Raw genomic sequence first — 8435 nt, 5'->3', positions numbered from 1 at the left:
CCAGTGGTGAGGACGCGGGGTGGTATCGCCGTCCGGGGTTGTTGGCGGGGATCGCGCTGGTCCTGATCATCGCCCTCAACATCATCTTCGGCTGACTTCAAACGACGAGGAGGTCCCGCCATGGCGGGTCGGAGTTCCGGGCGCACCGCGGGTGCCTTCGACATCCGGACGGTGATCGCGCTGCTGTTCGCCATCTACGGAGTGGTGATCGCGATCGTGGGCGTGGTGCAGCCGCAGGCCGAGATCGACAAGTCCGCCGGGGTGAACATCAACCTCTGGGCCGGGATCGGCATGTTCGTGTTCGCGGTGGTGTTCGTGGCCTGGGCCCGGCTGCGGCCCATCGTGGTGCCCGACGAAGCCGAGCGGGGAGCGTCCCCGGAGTAGGCGAACACCTGGCGTGACGGCGTCCGCACCCTCCGGGGCGGGCGCCGTTCGCGTTGCGCCGGATCTGCAGGTTCCCGTCCGCGACGGCGGATCGGCTAGATAGTGTGATCGCCGTGCCCCGACCAGTGACCTTGATCGCCGCGCTGCTCACCGCGCTCACCGCGTTCGCAGCGGCGGGCTGCGCCGCGGACGGCAAGTCGGCCTCGGCCCGGCGGACCGTCGAAGTGGCCAAGTTCGACGTCGACAAGCCCGGGCTGCTGGACCCGGCCTTCGCGCCGGACCGGCTGCGCGGCGTGGACGTGTGCGCCACCCTGCAGGCGGTCGACCTCGGCAGGTTCGGCACACCCGCCCCGGCGTTGACCCCGGACGGCTTCGGGACCTGCTCGAACTTCATGAAGGACCACAACGGCAAGCCGTTCAACGTCACCCTCTACTTCGACGAGGGGGTGTCCGACCCCGGGGCGAACCGCATCGGCGGGCTGCCCGGCACCGTCTACGACAACGGTTCGGGTTCCTGCTTCGCGTCGGCCGCTTACACCGGCGCGGACACCAAGAACTTCGACGAGCCGCGCGGGCTGGAGATCCAGCTGAGCACCGAGCAGACGGACGCCTGCTCGCCGGCCGTGCAGATCCTGGCCGACGCCGTCGACGTCGTGCGGACGAAACCGCCGGTCAGCCCCCGCGCGTCGGGCGGGCTGGGCGGGTTCGACCCGTGCGAGATCCTCGACCAGGCCGCGATCCGCGACGCCGCGATGGCCGGTTCGGCGGACTCGGCCGGTGGCGAAGGGCTCTACGCCTGCAAGTGGATGGCGGACAACTCCGTGGCGGTGACCGTGAGCTTCGAGGTCGGCGCCCTGGCGAGCAGCTCGGTGCCGCCGGTCGACCTCGCCGGCGTGCCGGGCATCGTGGCGCAGGTCAGCGCCGACCCGCCGACCTGCGCGGTCGGGTGGGAGCACCGCAAGAACGCCAATGCCGACGGCGAGAGCGAGATCGTGCAGATCGAGATCATGAACATGGGCCGGGTCCCGATGGATCCCTGCGCGAATGCGACGAAGCTGGCACAACAGGCGCGGGCGAAGCTGCCGACCGCATGACGGTCCCGGTCGGCCACCGAATTCCGTAGGCTGCACGATGACAACGACCGACGTAAAGGTGGGAGGCCGGCCATGACCCAGACCGCCCGTGGCAGCGTCGAAATGCCCAGCGGCACGACTGAGCAGTCCCCGACGTTCGAGTCGATTGACCCCCGCACCGGGGAGATGGTGGGGCGCCACCCGATCCACGACGCGGCCGAGGTCGGCGCGCGGGTCACCGCGGCCCGCGAGGCCCAGGCGGAGTGGGCCGAACTCGGCTTCGCCGGCCGCAAGCAGCGCCTCGACGCCTGGCGGAAGCTGCTGGCCAAGCGCCTCGACGAGCTCGCGGGCGTCGTCTGCGCGGAGACCGGCAAGCCGCTCGACGACGCCAGGCTGGAACTGATGCTGGTCGTCGACCACCTGCATTGGGCGGCCAGCAACGCGGAGAAGGTGTTGCGCCGCCGAAAGGTCTCGGCGGGCATCGTGATGGCCAACCAGACCGCCACCGTCGAGTACCTGCCGTTCGGCGTGATCGGCGTGATCGGCCCGTGGAACTACCCGGCGTTCACGCCGATGGGCTCGATCGCCTACGCGCTGGCCGCGGGCAACGCCGTGGTGTTCAAGCCCAGCGAGCTCACCCCGGGCGTCGGGCAGTGGCTGGCGGAGAGCTTCGCCGAGGCCGTACCCGAGCACCCGGTCTTCCAGCTGGTGACGGGCTTCGGCGAGACCGGCGCGGCGTTGTGCGCCGCCGGGGTCGACAAGGTCGCCTTCACCGGTTCGACCGCCACCGGCAAGCGGGTCATGGCGTCCTGCGCGGAGAACCTGGTCCCGGTGCTGGTGGAGTGCGGCGGCAAGGACGCCCTGATCGTCGACGCCGATGCCGACCTGGCCGCCGCAGCGGACGCGGCGGTGTGGGGCGCGATGTCCAACGCCGGGCAGACCTGCATCGGCGTGGAGCGGGTCTACGTCGTGGACGCCGTCGCGGATCGGTTCCTGGAGATGGTCGCCGAGCGGGCGGGGAAGCTGCGCCCGGGCGGCGAACCCGGCGCCAACTTCGGCCCGATCACGATGCCGTCGCAGGTCGACATCATCCGCGGGCACATCGACGACGCGCTCAGCCGCGGCGGCCGGGCGGTCGTGGGCGGCGAGCACTCGGTGCGCCCGCCGTTCGTCGAGCCGGTGGTGCTCACCGACGTGCCGGAGGGTTCCACCGCCATCACCGAGGAGACCTTCGGGCCGACCATCGTGGTGCAGCGGGTTCGCGACGCCGACGAGGGCGTTGCCCGCGCCAACGATTCCCGCTACGGCTTGGGCGCCTCGGTGTTCTCGCGGGCGCGGGGCGTGGAGCTGGCGCGGCAGCTGCGCACCGGGATGGTCGCGGTGAACTCCGTGATCGCCTTCGCCGGTGTGCCGTCGCTGCCATTCGGCGGCGTCGGGGACTCCGGGTTCGGCCGGATCCACGGCGCGGACGGGCTGCGCGAGTTCACCCGGCCGCAGTCGGTGACGCGGCTGCGGTACCGGATGCCGCTGAACCCGATGAGCTTCGCCCGCGCCAAGGGCACCGTCCGGCGCCTGGTGCGGCTGGTCCGGCTGGTGCGCGGCCGCTGACCCCGCCCGGCTGATCGACTCGGCGTTTCAGCTGGGCTTGCGCGGTCGGTGACAGGAAGGTTCCCTTGCTCTCGCACCCTCCGGCCGGGCTCGCGGGGGTGCGGGAGCGGAGTTGTCGTCAGTCGGCCGGTGCCGCGGGCGCCGGTTCGGCAGCCAAGGAGGCCAGCGGGTGAAGAAGATCATCAATGATCCGGCGGACGTGGTCGCCGAGTCGCTGCGGGGCATGGCCGCCGCGCATCCCGAGCTGCTCCGCGTCCGCACCGATCCCGCGGTGATCGTGCGCACGGACGCGCCGGTGTCCGGCAAGGTCGCGGTGGTGTCCGGCGGCGGTTCCGGGCACGAGCCGCTGCACGGCGGCTTCGTCGGCCCCGGGATGCTGTCGGCCGCGGTACCGGGCGCGGTGTTCACCTCACCGACCCCGGACGCGGTGCAGGCCGCGATCGACGAGACCAACGGCGGCGCGGGCGTGCTGCTGGTCGTGAAGAACTACACCGGCGACGTGCTCAACTTCGAGACCGCTGCCGAACTGGCCGGCCTGGACGGCGTCGAGGTGCGCAGCGTGATCGTCGACGACGACGTGGCCGTGAAGGACTCCACGCACACCGCGGGCAGGCGCGGGGTCGGTGGCACGGTCCTGGTGGAGAAGATCGTCGGCGCGGCTGCCGAGCGCGGCGCGGGCCTGGACGCGTGCGAGGAGCTCGCCAAGCGGGTGGTGTCCCAGGTGCGCTCGATGGGCATGGCGGTGACCTCGCCGACCGTGCCGCACGTCGGTCAGCCGAGCTTCGACCTCGCCGCGGACGAGATGGAGATCGGCATCGGCATCCACGGCGAGCCCGGCCGGGCTCGGGTGCCGCTGGCCTCGGCGGACGACATCGTCCGGCGGCTGCTGGAACCGATCCTCGAGGACCTGCCGTTCGCCGGGGGCGACGACGTGCTGCTGTTCACCAACTCGATGGGCGGCACCCCGCTGCTGGAGCTCTACCTGGCGCACGGCATCGCCGAGCGGCTGCTCGCCGAGCGCGGCATCCACGTCCGGCGGCGACTGGTCGGCCCGTACATCACGAGCCTGGAAATGCAGGGCATGAGCCTGACGCTGCTGAAGCTGGACGACGAGCTGACCGAGCTCTGGGACGCGCCGGTGCGCACCGCCGCGCTGAACTGGTGAGGGAGAACGCCGGAATGGGTTGCACCGCACAGGACGTGATCGCCGCGCTGAAGGCGGGCGCGGCCGTCGTCGCCGAGCACCGCGACGAGCTGATCCAGCTCGACCGGGCGATCGGCGACGCCGACCACGGGGAGAACATGGACCGGGGCTTCCGCGCCGTGGTGTCCAAAGTGGATACCGCGGCGCCGGAGACGCCGGGCGCGGTGCTGAAGCTGACCGCCACCGTGCTGATCTCCACCGTCGGCGGCGCGTCCGGGCCGCTGTACGGCACCGCGTTCCTGCGCGCGGCGGCGGCGGTCGGCGACGCCGACGAGCTCGACGGCGCGGCGGTCGCCAAGGCGCTGCAGGCCGGGATGGAAGGCGTCATCGGTCGTGGCCGCGCGGCCGTCGGCGACAAGACGATGGTCGATGCGTTGTCGCCGGCGGTGGAAGCCGCCAAGAGCGCCGCGGAATCCGGCGAAGGCGCGGCGGCGGTGCTGACCGCCGCGGCCGATGCCGCACATGAGGGCGCGCAGGCGACCGAACCACTGGTGGCCCGCAAGGGCCGCGCGTCATACCTCGGCGAGCGCAGCGCCGGGCACATCGATCCCGGGGCGCGCTCGACCGCGCTGCTGTTGTCCGCATTCGCCGAAGCCACGAGGTCGCGATCATGAACGTCGGACTGGTCATCGTCTCGCACAGCACCCGGCTCGCCGAGGGAGTCGCCGAACTCGCCCGGCAGATGGCCCCCGAGGTGCGGGTCGTGCCCGCCGGGGGCCTGCCGGACGGCAACATCGGCACGGACTTCGAGAAGGTGTCCGCTGCCCTGTCGGACGCCAACACCGGGGCCGGGGCGGTGGTGCTCTACGACCTCGGCAGCGCGCAGATGATCGCCGAGCTCGCAGTTGAGTCGCTCGGCGACCCGAGCACGGCGCTCGTCGTCGACGCGCCGCTGGTGGAGGGCGCGGTCGCCGCCGCCGTTGCGGCCCAGGGCGGCGGTGACATGCGGGGTGTCGCCGGGGCCGCCGAGGCGGCGGCTGCGGGCGGCGAGCTCGCCGAGCCCGGCGAACCCACGACGGCGGACGAAGTCCGCGAGGAGCTGGAGCTGGCCAACGAAGTCGGCCTGCACGCGCGACCGGCGGCGCTGCTGGCCCGCAGCCTGAACGGGCTGCAGGCGAACGTCACGATCTCGCTGGGCGACAAGGAAGCCGACGCTGCCAGCGTGCTGGGCGTCATGGGCCTCGGCGCGCGCAAGGGCGACCGGATCGTCTTGCGCGCCAACGGCCCGGACGCGCGCCAAGCGGTGGAGCGCATCCTCGACCTGGCCAAGCGCAACTTCGACGAGTAGCCGGTGCTTGGGAACCTTCCTGCCGCCAACGGCGGGGAGGTTCCCTTTTTCGTGCCTCGGGTGACAGGAAGGTTCCCATGCTTGCGGCCCGGCAGCGGCGGTTCCCGGGCGGATGACAGGAAAGTTCCCGTGCTGTCATCGGCCGGTGCGGCTGCTCGCCGCGTTAGGCTGAGTCGATGTCGCTGCGTCTCCGTCACCGAGGCACGCCGCTGTTGCTCCTACTGGTGCTGCTGGTGGCGGGGTGCACGCCGGAGGCCGCGCCGGCCGGTCAGTCCGGCGGCCGGCCGAGCGACGCCGGCACCGCCGCGGCGGTGCTCGGCGATCTGCGCACAGTGGACCCTTGCACGTTGGCCGATCCGGCCGCGCTGCGAGGTTTCGGTCAGGTGGAGAACGCGGGCACGGTGTCGCTGGACTACTGCCTGCTGCAGCTGAAGCTCAACGACGGCTCGCTGGCGCAGCTCGCGTTGGGAGAACTGGTCGACGCCGGTCCGATCGGGCAGGACCGGCCGGTCGTCCAGCGCGGGCCGCTGCGGATCGTGCAGGACGCGCCGCTGCCCGGGCACTGCACCCGGCAGATCCTGTTCGCCGACGACATCGCCATGCGGGTCAGCGCCGATCTGCTGACCGGCGATCCGGCCGCCGGGTTGTGCGCGGTGGCCCAGGCCGGGGCCGACGCGGCAGTCGCCGCGCTCGAACAGCACCGGGCGGGGCACCGGTCGTTCGGGACGAACTCGCTGGCGCTGCAGGATCCGTGCGAGCTGCTGGATTCCGCTGCCGTGCAGCAGATTCCCGGCCTGGAAGCGGCGGAACCCCAGCCGAGCCCGGCCGGGCACCAGTGCATGTGGGGTGCGCAGGCCGCCGATGCGCCGCGCGTCCAGTTCCTGCACACCGCCGGTGATCCGCCGAAGGTGCTGCACGGCGCGGCCGTCGAGGAGCAGATCGCCGACCGGCGCACCGTGGTCAGCGTCGTCGGCGGCGACCCGCAGGTTCCGCTGTGCTCCGCGGAAACCGGGCACATCCCGTTCGGCGATCCGGCCACCGGTCAGGTCGAGGTGGCGATGCTGGTCGTGGCCGTGCCGGAGATGACCGGGATCGACGCGTGCGAGTACGCCCGTGGCCTCGCCGGGCAGGCCTGGCCGCACCTGCCGGCGTCCGGCCCGTAGCCGGGCCGTTACCGTTGCAGGCGTGCCTCGACGCAACCGACCGCAACGCCCGAAGGGCCTGTCCCAGGACACCAGCCACCGCGCGATGGGCACTGCGTTCGGCATGTCCCGGGTCGAGCACGGGCCCGACGGCGACTGGATGGTGCGCACCGTGCCCGCCGCGCAGGCCACCAAGGCCTACCGGTGCCCGGGCTGCGACCACGAGATCAGGCCCGGCATCGCGCACGTGGTGGCCTGGCCCGAGGCGGAGCAGGGCGGCGTCGCCGACCGGCGCCACTGGCACAACGGCTGCTGGAGCGCGCGCGGCCGGCGCGGGCCCACGCGGCGCTGGTCGTAGCACGTCACAGCGTGTCGGCTACTCGTTCGTGGCAGGATCGAGGCGATGAGCACCGAGATCCGCGCCAACACGATGCTGCCGGCCCGCCGCGAAGAGATCACCCTGCACACGGCCGACGGCCTCAAGCTGATCGGTGAGCTGGCGCTGCCGGAGTCCCGGCCGCCGCGCGCGACGCTGATCTGCCTGCACCCGCTGCCCACCCACGGCGGCATGATGGACTCGCACATCTACCGCAAGGCCGCGTTCCGGTTGCCCGCGCTCGCCGACCTCGCGGTGCTGCGGTTCAACACGCGCGGCACGGTCAGCGAGGCGGGCCGCAGCGAGGGCAGCTTCGACGGCGGCAACAGCGAGCGGTTCGACGTGGCCGCGGCGCTGGAGTTCGCCGAGTTCCACGACCTGCCGAACGTGTGGCTGGTCGGCTGGTCGTTCGGCACCGACCTGACGCTGGTGCACGGCCTGGACCCGCTCGTCGAGGGCGCGGTGCTGATCTCCCCGCCGCTGCGCTGGAGCACCGAGGAACACCTGGCGGCCTGGGCCGGGTCGGGCAAGCCGGTGCACGCGCTGATCCCGGAGTTCGACGACTACCTGCGCCCGGACGAAGCTCGCCGGCGGTTCGCGGCGATCCCGCAGGCCGAGGTGATCGGCTTCCCGGACACCAAGCACCTCTGGGTCGGCAAGGCGGAGGCCGCGCTGGACGCGATCGTGCGGGTCGTGGCGCCGGACGTGCCGACGCCGCTGCCGCGCACCTGGGACGGCCCGTCGGAGACCCGCAAGGTCACCATCGTCGACTCCTGACCTGGGGGTTCCGGCGGCGGGTGACAGGAAGGTTCCCGTGCTCGCGTCAGCCCGTGGCCGGTAGCCGGAACACCAGCTCGGGCAGGCCGTCGCGGTGGCGCGCCAGGTGCAGCTTGAACCCGAGCTTCTCGGCGACCCGCACCGACGGTGTGTTCTCCGCATCCGTCACGATCATGACCGGCCGGTCCGGGCGGTGTCGCCGCGCCCACTGCACGGCGGTCTCGGCCATCTCCGTCGCGTAGCCGTTGCCCCACGCGCTCGGCCAGAGGCGGTAGAAGAGGTTCAGCACCGGCTCGCCCTCCTCCACCCAGTGCCGCAGGCCGCCGAAGCCGATCACCTCCTCGGAGCCCGGCAGCCGGATCGCCCAGTAGCTGATTCCGTCGGAAACCCAGCTCCGGTGGAACTTGTCGAGCAGCTCGAGGAGCTGTTCCCGGGATCGTCGGAGGTGAGCGTCGAACGGGTGGGTTTCCGCGGCGTCGGAGATCGCGATGAACGCATCGGCGTCGGCAGGCTGGATGCGGCGGAGGACCAAGCGGCGAGTGTGGATCTCATCCGGTTCGGGCACCCGGCACACGGTAGTCGC

The 8435-nt window shown here is 72.3% G+C and carries 10 protein-coding genes; 9 read left to right on the top strand and 1 reads right to left on the bottom strand.

All coding sequences use genetic code 11. The features are described from left to right. Positions 1 to 120 precede the first annotated feature (120 nt). From ACWEV3_RS42305 to ACWEV3_RS42265, 9 genes are all read left to right on the top strand, one after another. On the top strand, positions 121 to 384 hold the full coding sequence (locus ACWEV3_RS42305; protein ID WP_452619309.1) for a hypothetical protein: 264 nt from the start codon (positions 121 to 123) through the stop codon (positions 382 to 384). A gap of 113 nt (positions 385 to 497) precedes the next feature. After that, the gene (locus ACWEV3_RS42300; RefSeq protein ID WP_452619308.1) at positions 498 to 1478 is read left to right on the top strand and encodes a DUF3558 family protein; all 981 of its coding nucleotides are present in this window, start codon (positions 498 to 500) and stop codon (positions 1476 to 1478) included. Positions 1479 to 1550: 72 nt separating this feature from the next. Beyond that, positions 1551 to 3065 carry an aldehyde dehydrogenase family protein gene (locus ACWEV3_RS42295; RefSeq protein ID WP_452619307.1) on the top strand — a complete coding sequence of 505 codons (1515 nt, stop codon included), beginning with the start codon at positions 1551 to 1553 and terminating at the stop codon, positions 3063 to 3065. Positions 3066 to 3234: 169 nt separating this feature from the next. Continuing rightward, entirely contained in the window at positions 3235 to 4230 is a 996-nt protein-coding gene (dhaK, locus tag ACWEV3_RS42290; RefSeq protein ID WP_452619306.1) for a dihydroxyacetone kinase subunit DhaK, read from the top strand. A 14-nt stretch (positions 4231 to 4244) separates the two neighbouring features. Beyond that, positions 4245 to 4883 carry a dihydroxyacetone kinase subunit DhaL gene (dhaL, locus tag ACWEV3_RS42285; protein ID WP_452619305.1) on the top strand — a complete coding sequence of 213 codons (639 nt, stop codon included), beginning with the start codon at positions 4245 to 4247 and terminating at the stop codon, positions 4881 to 4883. After that, positions 4880 to 5557: a dihydroxyacetone kinase phosphoryl donor subunit DhaM gene (gene dhaM / locus ACWEV3_RS42280; RefSeq protein WP_452619304.1), complete on the top strand. Its 678-nt coding sequence runs from the start codon at positions 4880 to 4882 to the stop codon at positions 5555 to 5557. The genes dhaL and dhaM overlap by 4 nt, the downstream gene beginning before the upstream one ends. Before the next feature lie 176 nt (positions 5558 to 5733). After that, positions 5734 to 6720 (top strand): hypothetical protein, encoded by a 987-nt coding sequence (locus ACWEV3_RS42275; RefSeq protein WP_452619303.1) that lies wholly within the window; start codon positions 5734 to 5736, stop codon positions 6718 to 6720. Between the two features lie 22 nt (positions 6721 to 6742). Next, on the top strand, positions 6743 to 7057 hold the full coding sequence (locus ACWEV3_RS42270) for a hypothetical protein (RefSeq protein WP_358582427.1): 315 nt from the start codon (positions 6743 to 6745) through the stop codon (positions 7055 to 7057). Between the two features lie 45 nt (positions 7058 to 7102). Then, positions 7103 to 7852 carry an alpha/beta hydrolase gene (locus ACWEV3_RS42265; RefSeq protein ID WP_452619302.1) on the top strand — a complete coding sequence of 250 codons (750 nt, stop codon included), beginning with the start codon at positions 7103 to 7105 and terminating at the stop codon, positions 7850 to 7852. 46 nt (positions 7853 to 7898) lie between these two features. Here the strand turns inward: ACWEV3_RS42265 and ACWEV3_RS42260 are convergent, their stop codons facing one another. Beyond that, positions 7899 to 8417, bottom strand: coding sequence for a GNAT family N-acetyltransferase (locus ACWEV3_RS42260; protein ID WP_452619301.1), 519 nt, complete (start codon positions 8415 to 8417; stop codon positions 7899 to 7901). Positions 8418 to 8435: the final 18 nt, after the last annotated feature.

It is taken from the genome of Saccharopolyspora sp. NPDC003752, from assembly GCF_053605825.1.
This window is presented reverse-complemented; position numbering and strand designations above follow the sequence as displayed.